Annotated in this window: 13 protein-coding genes; 3 read left to right on the top strand and 10 right to left on the bottom strand. The window is 33.4% G+C overall.

Features of this window, described 5'->3' with window-relative positions; all coding sequences use genetic code 11:
* Window positions 1-384: 384 nt before the first annotated feature.
* Both H7F21_RS14395 and H7F21_RS14400 read right to left on the bottom strand, forming a co-directional pair.
* Entirely contained in the window at window positions 385-1,605 is a 1,221-nt protein-coding gene (locus tag H7F21_RS14395) for a carboxypeptidase-like regulatory domain-containing protein (RefSeq protein WP_185790011.1), read from the bottom strand.
* 133 nt (window positions 1,606-1,738) lie between these two features.
* Entirely contained in the window at window positions 1,739-3,256 is a 1,518-nt protein-coding gene (locus H7F21_RS14400) for a GH3 auxin-responsive promoter family protein (protein ID WP_185790012.1), read from the bottom strand.
* Between the two features lie 43 nt (window positions 3,257-3,299).
* Between H7F21_RS14400 and H7F21_RS14405 the strand changes: the two genes are divergently transcribed.
* Window positions 3,300-4,091 (top strand): DUF2797 domain-containing protein, encoded by a 792-nt coding sequence (locus tag H7F21_RS14405; protein WP_185790013.1) that lies wholly within the window; start codon window positions 3,300-3,302, stop codon window positions 4,089-4,091.
* Here the strand turns inward: H7F21_RS14405 and H7F21_RS14410 are convergent.
* Window positions 4,088-4,708, bottom strand: a complete 621-nt coding sequence (locus tag H7F21_RS14410; RefSeq protein WP_185790014.1) for a LysE family transporter — start codon at window positions 4,706-4,708, stop codon at window positions 4,088-4,090. The genes H7F21_RS14405 and H7F21_RS14410 overlap by 4 nt on opposite strands.
* Before the next feature lie 109 nt (window positions 4,709-4,817).
* On the opposite strand from H7F21_RS14410, the gene H7F21_RS14415 reads away from it, so the two are divergent.
* Entirely contained in the window at window positions 4,818-5,069 is a 252-nt protein-coding gene (locus H7F21_RS14415) for a hypothetical protein (RefSeq protein WP_185790015.1), read from the top strand.
* Between the two features lie 70 nt (window positions 5,070-5,139).
* On the opposite strand, the gene rpsU is transcribed toward H7F21_RS14415, so the two are convergent.
* The 4 genes from rpsU to H7F21_RS14435 form a co-directional block, all read right to left on the bottom strand.
* Window positions 5,140-5,334: a 30S ribosomal protein S21 gene (rpsU, locus tag H7F21_RS14420; protein WP_185790016.1), complete on the bottom strand. Its 195-nt coding sequence runs from the start codon at window positions 5,332-5,334 to the stop codon at window positions 5,140-5,142.
* 150 nt (window positions 5,335-5,484) lie between these two features.
* Window positions 5,485-6,348: a sigma-70 family RNA polymerase sigma factor gene (locus tag H7F21_RS14425; RefSeq protein WP_185790017.1), complete on the bottom strand. Its 864-nt coding sequence runs from the start codon at window positions 6,346-6,348 to the stop codon at window positions 5,485-5,487.
* Window positions 6,349-6,460: 112 nt separating this feature from the next.
* Window positions 6,461-9,118, bottom strand: coding sequence for an AsmA-like C-terminal region-containing protein (locus tag H7F21_RS14430; protein ID WP_185790018.1), 2,658 nt, complete (start codon window positions 9,116-9,118; stop codon window positions 6,461-6,463).
* A gap of 103 nt (window positions 9,119-9,221) precedes the next feature.
* Window positions 9,222-9,926 carry a queuosine precursor transporter gene (locus H7F21_RS14435; protein ID WP_185790019.1) on the bottom strand — a complete coding sequence of 235 codons (705 nt, stop codon included), beginning with the start codon at window positions 9,924-9,926 and terminating at the stop codon, window positions 9,222-9,224.
* A gap of 255 nt (window positions 9,927-10,181) precedes the next feature.
* Between H7F21_RS14435 and folK the strand changes: the two genes are divergently transcribed.
* Window positions 10,182-11,312 (top strand): 2-amino-4-hydroxy-6-hydroxymethyldihydropteridine diphosphokinase, encoded by a 1,131-nt coding sequence (gene folK, locus H7F21_RS14440; protein ID WP_185790020.1) that lies wholly within the window; start codon window positions 10,182-10,184, stop codon window positions 11,310-11,312.
* 67 nt (window positions 11,313-11,379) lie between these two features.
* On the opposite strand, the gene H7F21_RS14445 is transcribed toward folK, so the two are convergent.
* From H7F21_RS14445 to H7F21_RS14455, 3 genes are all read right to left on the bottom strand, one after another.
* On the bottom strand, window positions 11,380-11,994 hold the full coding sequence (locus tag H7F21_RS14445) for a class I SAM-dependent methyltransferase (protein ID WP_185790212.1): 615 nt from the start codon (window positions 11,992-11,994) through the stop codon (window positions 11,380-11,382).
* A gap of 45 nt (window positions 11,995-12,039) precedes the next feature.
* Complete coding sequence (locus H7F21_RS14450) at window positions 12,040-12,870, bottom strand: hypothetical protein (RefSeq protein ID WP_185790021.1); 831 nt, start codon at window positions 12,868-12,870, stop codon at window positions 12,040-12,042.
* 132 nt (window positions 12,871-13,002) lie between these two features.
* On the bottom strand, window positions 13,003-13,539 hold the full coding sequence (locus H7F21_RS14455) for an RNA methyltransferase (protein ID WP_185790022.1): 537 nt from the start codon (window positions 13,537-13,539) through the stop codon (window positions 13,003-13,005).
* Between the last annotated feature and the right edge of the window lie 75 nt (window positions 13,540-13,614).

Genomic DNA, 13,614 nt, shown 5'->3' on the forward strand with positions numbered 1-13,614 from the left:
GATCAAGAATGTTTAAAAGTATAAATAGGAAAGGATTTAAAAGGGAAGTATTTATAACCTATAAATCTTGATAATTTAGTATGGATCTTAGTTATGATTGATTATAATTAGGTCCAAAACTAAGAGGCTTATTTTTCTTGAAAACTTTTTATAAAAGAAAACCACAATTTCTAATATTGAAATTGTGGTTTTATTATTGAGTTAGGGATTGATTAAATTAATATTGATTGCAATATTTTATTGAGGGATGATTAATAGCATATTAATTTACTGCTAATATAGAAGCTACTTTTAATGCAGATAGCGTTTCTATTAGTTTTTTAGTTAAAAGATGCTTAATCTTCGGTGAGCGAAATATTATTACCTTTTTTAAAGATTAAGTGCTTATGGCTTACTTTTATTGTAGGTAATGTTTGGTGATAATCTTAACACTGACTTTAGATTTTCGTCAGATTCTAACTGAAGTGAATAATTTTCAAAACCTTCCTTAACAGCCACAATTTTATAGTCTCCAAATGCTTTTACCTTAAAACGGTAAGAGGCATCGACACTTGTAGTCTGTCGTTGTACTTCCTTTCCATCTTCATTTAATAATACAACTGTAGAGTTTGGTAATATTCTATCATCTTCAGTTACCACAACACCCTGCAATTCTCTGTAGATAGCTTCTGCCTCAACGTGATATATGTTAAAGCCATCACTTTTGTGATTTTTATTAGACGAGAATACACCCGTTTTATTATTAATAATCATATAGCCCACTTCATCTTTTATAGAGTTGATGCTATAACCCAAATTTCTCGGTTTCGAATAATCTTCATGTTTACTAATAATGCTAGATATAAAAATATCATAACCCCCTATACTGTTAAATCCTTTTGATGAAAAATATAGTTCTTTACCATCGGAAGATGTGTGAGGGTACTTCTCATCACTCGATGAGTTAACATAGCCACCTAAATTTATGGGATTACCTATACTACCATCTTTATAAATTTCAGCTTTGTACAAATCAAAACCACCAAAACCACCATCCATATTAGATGAGAAGTATAAAAAATTACCATCAGCTGAAATATGCGGGTTTTCTATGGAATAGTTTTCACTACTAATAGCGAGCTCTAAATGATCCATCCAATTGCCGTAGGAATCCTTTTCTAATGTTGCTTTGTATAATTTATAGTTAGCAGAGTTTTTTCTACTATTACGCGTATAATATATAGTATGCTCATCAGAAGAAAATGCGACCTGTCCTTCACTAGCTTTGGAATTAAGGATTCTACTAAATAAAAGTGGTGGAGAAAAACTACCATTAGAGTTAACATCCATACAAAACAAATCGGTATAAGGCTCATTTGTAATTGGATCTACACGACCGCCAATAGCTCCAATTTTTTTCGAGGATACGATTACTAATTTATCTCTAAATATGGCACTAGCAATTTCAGAGTATTTTGAATTTATTCGAGAAACTTTAACATCGAAAACGTAACCGCTTTTGTTAAGTTCATCAACTTCGATATTCTTATTTGGATCTGTATTGAATGCTAAGTTATAAGAACCTAGTAGAAGTACTGATAAAAGTACATGTATTGTAGTTTTCATAAAGAGGGATTAATGAATTAACTATATGCAAATTATAACTTTAGTTCTAGGATAGAGAATTTGGTAAAGTTTTTTAGATAATAATCATTTTTCGTCGATTAAAAATTGATTATCACTTATATATTCGATGAAATCAAGTATGATTTAAGCGTAGTAATTCCTCCACATAATCTCTAGAATTGGACAATCTTGGTACTTTATGCTGTCCGCCAAGTTTATCATTTTCTTTTAGCCAATCATAGAAAAGATTTGTTCTTGCGCAATGAATTTTTGGTTTATTCAATGTCATATTATTATAGCGCTTGGCTTCATAATCAGAGTTTAGTGATTTTAAAGCATTGTCAAAAAGCTCTTCAAAATAAGACATGTTTTCCGGTGGTTTCTTAAACTCTATGATCCATTCATGAGCGCCTTTTTCTTTTCCGCTCATAAAAATGGGTGCGGCTGTATAGTCCACAATTTCTGCGGCAGTTCTTTTACAAACTTTCTTAAGAGCATCTTCAGCATTCTCAATAATTAGTTCTTCTCCAAAGGCATTAATGTGGTGCTTTGTTCTACCCGAAACTTTGATTCTATGAGGGTTTAAACTCACAAAACGAATGGTATCTCCAATTTTATATCGCCAAAGTCCTGCGTTTGTGGTGATGACGACGGCATAATTTTTATTGAGCTCGACATCTCCTAGTGGAACTACTTTCTGATCAGACGTACCATAAGTATCCATGGGAATAAATTCATAGAAAATACCATAATCCAACATCAATAATAGGTCACCTGAATAGTTTTGATCTTGAATAGCAAAGAAGCCTTCAGACGCATTGTATATCTCGTAATATTTAAATTCTTTTTTTGGTAGGATAGCTCTATACTGTTCTATATAAGGATTAAAACTAACACCTCCATGGAAGTAAACCTCTAAGTTTGGCCATATGTCAAATAGATTGTCTTTACCAGTTTTGTCCAATACATTATTAAGCAAAACAAGCATCCATGAAGGTACACCGGCTAAGCTAGTTACATTTTCATTTATGGTTTCCTCTACAATGGCTTGCATTTTGGTTTCCCATTCGCTCATCAGAGATACCTTACTGCTAGGTGTACTACTAAATTCTGCCCAGAATGGCATATTGTCGATAAGGATAGCACTCAAATCACCGAATACAGTACCTTTTTCTTGATATAATTCTTTACTGCCGCCAAGTCTCAAACTTTTACCAGTAAATAATTGCGAATCCTCATTGTTATTTAGGTACATGCAAAGTAGATCCTTGCTTGCAGCATAATGGCAATCTTCCAGAGAGTCAGTGCTTACAGGAATAAATTTGCTTTTAGCATTTGTTGTACCGCTAGATTTTGCAAACCACTTAATTGGTCTTGGCCAAAAAATGTTTTGTTCTCCATTTCTGCAGCGCTCAATAAGAGGCTGTACAGCTTCATAGTTTACAACAGGAAGGCGCTCATTGAATTCTTTATAACTTTTAATAGAAGCAAAGTCGTATTGCTTACCGATTTCGGTGTCTTTTGCAAACTTCAACAAACTGAATAGCAACTCATTTTGCACCTCATTAGGATATTTTAAAAACAATTCAATTTGGTGGAATCGTTTTTTTAAAAACCATGAAGCAATAGAATTGACTATAGGGATTGGCATATTTTGGCTAATTTAGCGTTGCTAAAAATACTAAAATTCTTTTATGGTTTATACAGGCGTACTAACTAAAATGCAGACCGAATTTTTAGAACCAATACAATATTATTTGGTGTTTGATAACGACTTTATACATGTCAATCAATTGTTGAATAAGACTATAGGCATAAAAAGAGTTGGTTACCAATGCTTAAGCTGTGGACTTGATAGACCAATTTTTAGACAGGGATTCTGTAAGAGCTGTTTTTTCGATAAACCTGTGGCTGGTGATTGGATTATGCGACCTGAGTTAAGTACAGCTCATCTAGGTAAAGAAGATCGAGACTTAGAGTATGAAAAAAAGGTACAGCTGCAACCTCATATTGTGTATTTGGCAAACTCAAGTAATGTCAAAGTAGGTGTTACCAGAAAAACTCAAGTTCCAACGCGATGGATAGACCAAGGTGCTCATGAAGCTATTGAGATTGTGGAAGTCCCCAATCGGTATTTAGCTGGAATTACGGAGGTAGCGCTAAAGGATCATGTTGCGGATAAGACCAATTGGCGAAAAATGTTGAAAAATGATATTGAGGATGTAGATCTAATAGAATGGAGAAGTAATCTGAAAGTCTTTATTCCTGAAGAAGTAACAGATTACTTTGTCGAAAATAATTCTGAAACCCATTTGGCATTTCCTGTGGAACAATATCCTATAAAGCCTAAAAGTCTAAATTTGGAGAAGATGCCAAATTATGCAGGAATTTTGAAAGGCATCAAAGGGCAATACCTCATATTTGAAGATGATACGGTTTTTAATATTCGCTCTAATGAAGGTATTGTCGTAGAGCTAAATGTTTAGATAACATAAATCTTTATAACATTAATCAAGCCTATTACAAAGAGTAGGCTTCCAGTCACTTTATTGATAATCGTATTAATATTTTCAAATTTCTGTCTTATAATTAAACTGAATTTGCTGTATAGATGGAGTGTGATTAGTTTCCCAAGATAGACGCCAAAGAAAAATAGAAATAAAACTAAAAACGAGGACTCGATTGATAAGCTGAATGCATAATTATTAATCACTCCATAAATTACCAACCAAAATAATAGAACAGGCGGATTAAGTAACCCTAGTAAAAATCCTGTCATATATTTTGAAGTCTTTAATTGTTTTCTGTCCGATTTCTTTTTAGTTGATTTAAAGAATAAGAAGCCTCCAGCACTTAATAATAGAAGCGCTATCAAGATTTGAATCCATTGATTAGACTCAAAAAAATTTCTAACTGTCATGTTGCAGTGTAACGCATAATAAGATAAAATAACTTCTGCAAATCCCGCTGCAAAACTAATCTTAAATGCCTGTCTAGTATTGTGTTTTAAAGTTGTATTTATAACAGCAATATTAGTTGCTCCCAAGGGTAAGGCTCCTATAATTGAAGTAATAAGACCTATGAATAGATAGATGATAATCATGAAGCATTAGTTGCTACTTTAGGAGAGTCCTTACATGTGATGTTAGGATTTGGTTAAAAACTATACTGTTTAGAGCTTATTATTTAATTTTAAACTTAAATAATAGATTATGAAAGTTTCTCCATTAATTTACATAGCCATAACAACATTAATATTAATAACCGTAGCCATAATGTCTTCCATGAACTTACCGTTCAATTGGGTGTTTTATCTCACTGTAATTGGTCAAGTGCTTGTGCTTGCAATGGTATATAGGGTGTTAACCGATAGCTATACTACAGACAAGACGTTTGAGCATTTCTATGAGGACAGACCTTTCGAGCCGGCAGATATTACATTTGAAAACGAGAACTTTAGGTAATTATGAGTTAGTAGCAACAAAAAAAGAGCAACATATTGTTGCTCTTAATTTTATAATTTAAGAAAACGCCTTAAATATTTTCTTGGTCTCTTAAACCTTGAATGTATTGCGCTTTTTGAATTTCTCTTCTACGCTTTACAGACGGTTTAGTAAAATAACGTGATTCTCTTAAGTTTTGCATAATCTGCACATTTCTGTGTTTACGCTTGTAACGCTTAAGAGCTCTTTCTATATTTTCGCCTTCTTTAATTTCGATTTTAATCATTATGATCGATATATTTTATTAACTAATTCTTGCAAATGGTCGGCAAATATATGCCAACTATTTCAAAATAAAAAATTAATTACTTGATAATCTATAATTTAATTCTCTATTTATTTCAATACAATTTTTTAGGGCCAAACACATGTATGTTTAGCCTAAATAGGTCTTTAGGATTTTACTCTTACTGGCATGACGTAAGCGCCTAATACCTTTCTCTCGTATTTGACGAACGCGTTCTCTAGTCAAATCGTAAATACCGCCTATTTCTTCTAAGGTCATAGGAGGTTGATTTCCAATTCCAAAATTTAACTTTATGACATCACTTTCTTTTTGTGTCAATGTATCCAGTGCACGTTCTATTTCAGTTTGCAAAGAATCTTTCATTAATTCCTTGTCCGGTTTTGGTGATTCACCAGAACTCACTACATCGTAAAGACTAAAAGTTTCTCCATCCTTTAAAGGTGCGTCCATTGACAAATGGCGACCAGAATTTTTCATGGATTGTTTTACTTCACGGACGCTTATGTCCAACTCTCTTGCTATTTCTTCAGCATTAGGAGGTCTTTGGTGTATTTGCTCTAAATGCGAAAAAGTTTTATTGATCTTGTTTATAGTACCAATCTTATTAAGTGGTAATCTAACAATACGTGATTGCTCAGCCAGAGCCTGTAGTATGGCTTGTCGAATCCACCAAACCGCATAAGAAATAAACTTAAAACCTCTTGTTTCATCAAAACGTTTTGCAGCTTTTACCAAACCTGCATTACCTTCATTTATTAAATCAGGAAGTTTTAATCCTTGATTTTGGTATTGCTTTGCAACAGAGACCACAAATCTTAGATTAGCCGTTGTTAATTTATCTAAAGCTTCTTGATCACCTTTTTTTATACGCTGAGCTAGCTCAACTTCTTCATCAGCAGTTATCAATGGAATTTTGCTTATATCCTGTAAATATTTATCTAGGGATTTATCTTCTCTATTGGTAACCTGCTTGGTGATTTTTAATTGCCTCATGTAGTTATTTTAAAATTAGTGAACCCATATTATAACTAATTATTTTACATAAACAAGAAAATTGGGAATTATTAACAGGAATTGGCAAAAATGTGTGGTTTTCACGTAAATATTAGTTATTTTTGGTCGAATCTTGAACTTTTTTATTTTCTTTCTTTTTCTTTCCGCCCAAAATTCCTCCAAGGACATCCTTAACACCATCCTTAATTTTATCTGTTGGATCTTTTTTAATACTATCTGTTTTGACAATTGTAGAATCAGTTGTTTGAGTATTGGTATTTCCACCTAAAAGACCTCCCAATAAATCATTGATTTTATCTTTTCCTTTTCCAATCAATTTTTGTTTCTGAATTTGCACTAGTTGTTTTGTTAAGTTGGTAACACCACTTGACAAATCTGTGGAAATATTTGGACTGCTAAAGTTACCATTAATGTTAGCTGTAATAGGTATGGCTATATTATTAACGTCATTATCATTTATCTGGCCAATAAGACGATTCACTTCGCCACCTAAATATTTTGCTGGGACTTGAAAGACGACATCATATTTCATGTTATTCGAGAATGTATGCATACCAGAAACTTCGATAGGAATATCTTTATACTTAAGATTAAATGGTTTTAAAGAAACCTGGCCATTTTCAAAACTTAAATTTGTTTTGATATCTTTTTGAAGTTGATTGAAATCAATAAAATCTAACTTACTGGTCAATCCAGAAAGTAAAGGGCTTTTTGAGACGTCGATATTAGAAGTTAACACTTCAGCAAGCGCTTTCCCAGAAATCGTTGCTAAATCTGGTGAGAAGTTTTCATCTAAAAGACCGCTAACATCAATAGTGGAGTTTAATTTTCCTTGCACGACTTTTGCAATTGGTGCGATGGCTTTGAGCATATCCAAATCCTTGAATGACTGTGAAATATCAAATTGTTGCATAGCCAGTTGCATATCGAATGTTGGCTTAACCCCTTTGGTAGAAACATTGCCATTGATGCCGAGTTGACCATTGAATACATCCGTGGTCATGTTTTTTAGATTGGCGTTTTGGTCTTTAATAAATAATTGCCCTTTCACGTTTTTTAGATTGAGGTTATCGTAAATAACAGTCTTGGCATTTGCTGTAATGGTACAATCTAAAAAATCTGGAATCTTCAGAGATTCTGAATCTGAAGTAGTTTTGTTGGATGTTTCAGAAGCAGTTTCATCTTCAACCATAAAATCTGAAATGGCAAAGGTATTAGATTTCACATCGAAGTTTCCTTGAAGCTTTTTGTCACTCAATAAAAATCCTAACAAATTAGTTATGGTTCCTTTGGCAGAAAAATCACTTTTCCCTGTTAATGCATCAAAACTATTCAAGCTTACTGTTCCTGGTTTAAAGGTTAAATCGGCTTTATTGATTTGAATAGGATTCACAATGTCTTGAGAAGAGAATATAAAATCAGAAATTGATACACTTCCGTTATTTTTTATGCGTTGATAGGCATTGGTTTCAATGGCATTCATGTCAAAAGCTGAATTTAGCTTTCCTTTTAAGATACCGCTTAATTGATTTTCTAGTTCAACAGGATAGGCTTTAGTAATATTGGCTAAGTTTAAAACACCATCTAAATTGGCATTAACCAACATATTACCAGTAAGATTTTTGATGTGCGCTTCAGATTTAAACACATCTTGATCTATTTTAAAATCGAGCTGATTTAAATCAATATAGGTGTCATCTGCATTTCCCGTTGTATTTTTGATGGAAGCGTTTATTACAATATTTTCAACACCTTTCGGTAAATCAGGATATTTAAATGAGGCATTATCTGATCGCATATTTATATCTAAAGTTGGAATGGTTTCTTCGGAAACCAGACCTTTGATAATACCACTAACAATAAAATTTCCTTTGGTATTGACATCTTCAATATTCTTAGCGTATTCTTTAGGAATTACGGCCAGAAAATCCTTGAACGAAGACTCTGGGTTTTTAAAAGTAATATCAACTTGTTGCCCATTTTCTACCATCTGTATAAAACCCTGAAATTCTAGAGGCAGCGCATTAATAAAGCCTTTATTTTCCTTGAACGTGTATTTTTCTTGTTCTAAATTGAGATCGATTAGGGCATCTAATTTTATGAGGTTATTACTAAGATAGTTGGTGCTGTCAATGGCCATGCTCACCTTGGCTTCGGTCTCTGTGTCTAGCTCTGAGACTTCTCCTGAAAAAATACCGTTTCCAGCATGGTTAATTTCCGTAAGGTACAATTGTGTGTTCGAGGTTTCGTCGATGTAAGTAAAAGCACTGTTATTGATTTCGTAATGTTCTATATCGAAACTAAAACCTGCTGATGTGGAGTCTTGAGCAGAAGTCGTTGCTTGGTCTTCTTTAACAATATCATAGTTTGTGGTACCATTTTTATTGGTTTTAATAGTCAATAACAACTCGTCTGCAATAATTTCATTTACCGCTAAAGGCTCGTCATCTCCTTTGAATAATTGCCCTATTGGCATTTCAAAGGATAGAGATTTCGCCGTGGCTAAAGTTTCACCATCAAATGGTGCTCTATTGTTAATTTTTAGATTGTCTACGCTGACCTCGGCTTTTGGAAAACTCGTAATGAGGCTTAAACTAATATCATCAAAACTTAAATCTGCATCTAGATTTTCTTTTGCATAGTTCTGAACAATGGTGTCTATCTTAGATTCTAAAACAAATGGGATAGCAATAAGTATCGCAATAAAAATAAGTAAGACGATTCCAATAATCTTGAAAATTTTCTTCATAATGAATGTAGTTTCTAAGGGCTTCTTTATTAATTACGCAAAAATCCTGATAATAGTTGCTGCTTGCATAAAGTTTAAGAAGATTTTAATGTTTGCGTTGTCCTTATGCTAGATTTATTTCCTCATTTACTTTGAGGTTAAAACGTTTCCTAAAGAGATATACACCTAAGTAAAGAAATGGTGTATCTATTAGTGCAATGAGGACCTTAAAAATAAAACCAGCCGCAAGTAAACCAAGAAACTTATCCCATTCAATTTTTCCAAAACCACAAAGCAATAATAGTACTGTGGCAGTATCAACAAATTGAGATAGGAATGTAGAGAAATTATTACGTAACCAAAGGTGTTTTCCTTTGGTCAGGTTTTTCCAGAAATGGTAAATTTGAATATCTACAAATTGTGCCAATAAGTAAGCCATCATACTTGCAAAAACTGCAATAGCAGTACTTCCAAAAACAGTAGAAAACATAGTGTCCTGTACTGGCGACCAGGACGTTGAAGGAACAGCATTTGCAGTGTAGATGATGAGCATTGAGAAGAACGATGCAAAAATGCCGGCAACTACAATCTCATTAGCGCGTTTTTTACCGTAAATTTCACTGATTAAATCCGTAATGAGAAATGTAATTGGATAAGGCAATATACCGACAGAAATTTCAAAGAGTTTACTGCCAAAAATTTCAACATCTATGGGATACCAATAAAAGAACTTCTGAAAGATGAGGTTTGAAACTACTAAAGACGTTATAAAAAGGGCGCCAAGAAAAAGATATATACGTTGGGCTAAGAGTTTGTCTTTAAGTTGCATTAAAAATGGTTAATAAATTGTTGTGGTAAAGATAATCTATTAATATTTCATCTGTTAAGGTTTATTGTTTTAAGCTGGTCAGATGGAACCTTTGATGTTGAATAATAATCATTTTGCTGAGTGTTAATAATTATTTTCACTATGTCGGTTTCTTTTAGTTATTTTGTTAGTCAGTTAAAGACTTGAAAAGCTCAAAGTATTATGTTCAAGTTTCCAAGACCAACTAATCCCGTTTTAGACGGGATATTTTAACTCATGACACCGACCAAAACCGTTTATATAGCATTGGGTAGCAACAAAGGCAACAAATTGCAGTATCTGCAATCTGCAGTTGATGCTATTTTCGAAAGGGTTGGTGTGGTATTAAAGATTTCTAAAGTATATAAAACTCCAGCTTTGGGTTTTGATGGTGATGATTTTTTTAATACTTGCATTAAGGTTGAAACTGACCTGAAACCAAAGAAATTACTAAAGACACTTCAGGCTATTGAAATAGGATTGGGGCGCTCTAAGCAATCAGGTGATGGTTATGAGTCTCGTGAGATTGATCTGGATATTTTGTTTTATGGAGACGAGAATGTCGAAGAAGCTAATTTGGTTATTCCACATCCTGAAATGCATAAGCGGAAATTCGTGCTACAGCCGTTGTCTGATATCGCAAAAGACTTTGAGCATTCTATACTTCATAAATCTGTTGCAGTGTTGTTAGAGCAATGTAAAGATGATTCTGAAATCGAACCTATAAATATTTGGTTAAAGAATCCGAAAAATCAATTCAACTTCAGTGACTATAATTTTATTGCTATTGAGGGTAATATTGGTGCTGGAAAAACAAGTTTGGCTACAAAAATCTCCCATGATTTTAATGCAAAGTTAATATTAGAGCGCTTTGCTGATAACCCATTTCTGCCAAAATTTTACAAGGAACCAGAGCGCTATGCTTTTACTCTGGAAATGTCTTTTCTAGCGGATCGCTATCAGCAAATTAGTGATGATCTATCGCAATTAGACTTATTTAAGGATTTTATGGTGAGCGACTATGATGTGCATAAATCACTCATATTCTCTAAAGTGACGTTGCCTGAAGATGAGTTTAGACTCTATCGAAAATTGTTTTATCAAGTCTATAAGGATATTGCAAGACCAGACCTGTATATCTACCTCTATCAAAATACCGAACGACTGCAAGCTAATATCAAAAAGCGTGGTCGGAAGTACGAGAAAGAAATTCAAGATGAATACCTCGAAAAAATCAATTCGGGCTATCTCAATTTTCTGAGAAACCAAACCGATTTGAATGTGAAAATTATTGATATATCAAATCGTGATTTTGTAAAAAGGCGTGAAGATTATTTATGGTTGTTAAATGAGATAAATTCCAAGTAATATGGTATTCTGAACTCTTGCACTGAGCTGTCGCAGAGTTGTTTCAGAATCTTATCTTTCTGACTATTTACAAGATGTGAAGTAATGTTGCAATTCTCCCTTTGTTATTATCCAAAAAAATCTGATTTATAGTTTTAGATGATTTAACCCTAAGATTAAAAGGCTGAGCCAGTAAATTTACACCACTATTCTGTTTTAATCTTATGCCTTGACTGGCTATTTTATCTTTATTTGGAATAAAATGTCTATTAGGAAGATGTTCCGTGAGGATAACATATTTATAATTATAGAGCTTAGCGAGGATGTTTTTAATTTCTTCATTCGATAAATGCTGCAGGACTTGCCTTAAAATAACACAATCAGCTTTTGGCAATTCGTCTTTAGAGATATCTAAACAGTAAAACTCTAGGTTATTAGCTTTAAATAGAGTTTTATTCCTTTCAATAAGCGAGTCAACGATATCAACTGCAATATAATTTTTTGTATACTGGACAAGATGTTGCCCTATGTTAAAGTCGCCACAGCCTAAGTCGCAAACTGTTAAATTGCCATTTTTAGATTTTAAAAAATCTGAAACAGCTTCCAGGTAGGGAGTTATTATTTCTGGATTGTGTGAGCCTTCACCAGAATAGAAGTTAAAATTTTTTCCGCCCCAGAGATGCTTTTCATAAATCTGCTCCATGACCGCTTTTGTTGGCCAAGGTTTTTTATTAGGCTTCACAGACTTCTAGTTGTCATCCTTTTTTTTGTGTGTTTTCAGCCATTCCTCACCCTTTTTATCTCTGAAGAAGTCCATCCATACATAATACATTTTACTACTTTCTTTAACTTCGACCGAATGACTAGAGCCTAGAGGGATATGGAGTATTGAATATTCCGGGAAGTTAATTTTAGCATCATCTGCATAAACAATGGTTTTGTTAGTTGCTAATCCTAAAAATAACTGCTCCAACATAGGATGTTCATGCGCACCAACTTTATCAGGTCCAATGGTTTCTACAGTTCCCATCGCTACTCTAGGTATGTACTTATTAGGAAGAATGGTTCTACTCGTTGTCTGAGGACTTTTAATAGCTTCTGTATAAGCTTCGCAATCCGTAAACTTTGCAAAATAAATAGCCTCCGTATGTTCTTTAGGGAACTCCTTTAAATCAATTTTATCTTGCTCAGTTTGTAAGACGGAAATTTTAATGTAATGTAAAGTGTCACTCTTAATAGGCTTAAAAGAAAGCCCTTCAACCACATTGGGTAAAAAAATGGTTTCGGGCACAATATCGTAAGTTTTACTTGTTGTTTCTAGGATGCCATTTCCTTTTATGAACAAATAGATTGTCTTGTAATTCTTGTCAATACTAACGTTTTCTGCTAATCCATCAGTTTTGGTTTCGTGTATTACCTCTACACCCTTAATTTCATTTCCTAAGACGTTTTTAGAATACTTTGATTGATTGCCCTCGGCTTCCATATCAAGGTGCTCAATAGGGATGTCTTGAGCATTAGCAACGATGTTGAAAACGAATAAACAAGAAAAAAATACAATACTGATTTTTAATTTCATAATTCTATGATTTAGAAAGGAATCTCTAAGATATAAAAATGATAGGACTATGTCGGTTTCAGAAAAGGGCAAAAAGGTAATTACGGCAAAACCTAGTATAAGAATTTAACATAGGCTTCCATTTTTATTGATTTAGATGGGCTTTTTTAATTTTGAAAACACATCCCAAATCACCACGCCGCAACTCACCGAAATATTTAAGGAATGCTTTGTGCCATATTGAGGAATTTCAATAACCATGTTACTCGCATCAACAACATCTTGAGCAACACCTTTCACTTCATTGCCAAAAACAAAGGCATATTTGGTATTGGATTGAGGTTTAAAATCATTGAGTATCTTAGAATTTGTAGCTTGTTCGATGGAGCAGATTTGCACATGTTCTGCTTTAAGTGTGTTGATGACATTTAGTGTGTTTTCATGATACTCCCAATCCACTGTTTCAGTGCTGCCCAATGCTGTTTTCCTTATATCATTATGTGGTGGTTGGGCTGTTATTCCGCAGAGATAAATCTTTTCAATTAAAAAAGCATCGCTAGTTCTAAAAACCGAGCCAATATTATTTAGACTTCTAATATTGTCTAGAATAATAATGATTGGTGACTTCTCAGCTTGTTTAAATTCTGAAACATTTAGACGGTCTAATTCTTCGTTTTTTAGTTTTCGCATGTTGAAATCTCTATCTTTTTGTAGATAACTTATTCTGTTTTCCTTTTATAAAACAAGGCTATTTGGCTAAATTAG

The organism is Winogradskyella flava (assembly GCF_014243395.1).
Lineage (GTDB): Bacteria > Bacteroidota > Bacteroidia > Flavobacteriales > Flavobacteriaceae > Winogradskyella > Winogradskyella flava.

Coding starts and splice junctions, on each gene's coding strand:
- H7F21_RS14425 (WP_185790017.1), bottom strand. CDS start 6,348: ATGAGGCAATTAAAAATCACCAAGCAGGTTACCAATAGAGAAGATAAA.
- H7F21_RS14415 (WP_185790015.1), top strand. CDS start 4,818: ATGAAAGTTTCTCCATTAATTTACATAGCCATAACAACATTAATATTA.
- folK (WP_185790020.1), top strand. CDS start 10,182: ATGACACCGACCAAAACCGTTTATATAGCATTGGGTAGCAACAAAGGC.
- H7F21_RS14455 (WP_185790022.1), bottom strand. CDS start 13,539: ATGCGAAAACTAAAAAACGAAGAATTAGACCGTCTAAATGTTTCAGAA.
- H7F21_RS14450 (WP_185790021.1), bottom strand. CDS start 12,870: ATGAAATTAAAAATCAGTATTGTATTTTTTTCTTGTTTATTCGTTTTC.
- H7F21_RS14395 (WP_185790011.1), bottom strand. CDS start 1,605: ATGAAAACTACAATACATGTACTTTTATCAGTACTTCTACTAGGTTCT.
- H7F21_RS14405 (WP_185790013.1), top strand. CDS start 3,300: ATGGTTTATACAGGCGTACTAACTAAAATGCAGACCGAATTTTTAGAA.
- H7F21_RS14430 (WP_185790018.1), bottom strand. CDS start 9,118: ATGAAGAAAATTTTCAAGATTATTGGAATCGTCTTACTTATTTTTATT.
- rpsU (WP_185790016.1), bottom strand. CDS start 5,334: ATGATTAAAATCGAAATTAAAGAAGGCGAAAATATAGAAAGAGCTCTT.
- H7F21_RS14435 (WP_185790019.1), bottom strand. CDS start 9,926: ATGCAACTTAAAGACAAACTCTTAGCCCAACGTATATATCTTTTTCTT.
- H7F21_RS14410 (WP_185790014.1), bottom strand. CDS start 4,708: ATGATTATCATCTATCTATTCATAGGTCTTATTACTTCAATTATAGGA.
- H7F21_RS14400 (WP_185790012.1), bottom strand. CDS start 3,256: ATGCCAATCCCTATAGTCAATTCTATTGCTTCATGGTTTTTAAAAAAA.
- H7F21_RS14445 (WP_185790212.1), bottom strand. CDS start 11,994: ATGGAGCAGATTTATGAAAAGCATCTCTGGGGCGGAAAAAATTTTAAC.